Here is a 957-nt window from a genome sequence, read left to right as displayed (position 1 = left end):
TGTGGAGCCTCAACAGGTTGTCCTCGGTTAGAGCGAGGCGACTGATAGGTGTTTTGGACTTTAGGCTCCCGTGGGGACGGTGCCAATTGTATCTGTGCAGCCAGACCGGCAACTCTGCGGCGCGGTGATCTGAAGTCGGATAAGCGATGGCATAAGCCCATTCGCGCAGTGCTGTCTGGATGAAGCGCTCGGCCTTGCCATTGGTCTTGGGTGTATAGGGTCTTGTCCTGACGTGCTTGAGGCCGAGATCGCGGCAGGCCTTGGCGAAGGCCTTTGATCTGTAGCAGGAGCCGTTGTCGGTCATGACGCGGGCTATCGTGACGCCGAGGCTGGCGTAGTAGGCCACCGCCGCCTTGAGGAAGGCGATGGCGCTTTCTTTTTTCTCGTCGGGCAGGATCTGCGAGAAGGCGATGCGGGAGGCGTCGTCGATGCAGACATGGACGAACTCCCAACTGCTGCCGCGCGAGCTGGCATTGCCGGTGCGCTTGCCGGTAATGCGATGACCGATGCGCTCGAAACGACCGAGCTTCTTGATATCGATATGGATCATCTCGCCAGGATGCTCGCGCTCGTAGCGTCGGATCGGCTCGGCCGGTTCGATATCCCGCAACCGCGACAGTCCGGCACGCTTGAGAACCCGGCTAACGGTGGCGGGCGAGACGCCGACCTCATGGGCGATGTGCTTGCCGGTCCAACGTTGCCGCCGCAGCGCCATGATGCGCTCGGCGATCAACGCAGCGGTGGCCTGCGGCATATGGGCGGGCCGCGAGGAACGGTCGATCATGCCGGCCCGCCCTTCGGACTTGTAGCGCTCGACCCAGCGCGCCACGATCTTGGCCGACACGCCGTAGACACGCGCCGCATGGGCTTTGGAGAAAGCGCCTTCTATCACCGACAGCGCCATCTCCTCTCGACGCAGCGGTGTGAGACGGGCATTCTTATGGATGTTCATTCGGA

At 62.2% G+C, this 957-nt stretch carries 1 protein-coding gene; it reads right to left on the bottom strand.

Annotation, left to right across the window (positions count from 1 at the left end; genetic code table 11):
• A partial coding sequence (locus EOA24_RS39405) for an IS481 family transposase (protein ID WP_127230906.1) occupies positions 1 to 952 on the bottom strand: 952 nt, incomplete at its 3' end.
• Positions 953 to 957 lie beyond the last annotated feature (5 nt).

It is taken from the genome of Mesorhizobium sp. M2A.F.Ca.ET.039.01.1.1, from assembly GCF_003998035.1.
In the GTDB taxonomy this organism is placed as follows: Bacteria; Pseudomonadota; Alphaproteobacteria; order Rhizobiales; family Rhizobiaceae; genus Mesorhizobium.
Note: the sequence above shows the minus strand (reverse complement) of the source record. Positions and strands in the feature narration are given on the sequence as shown.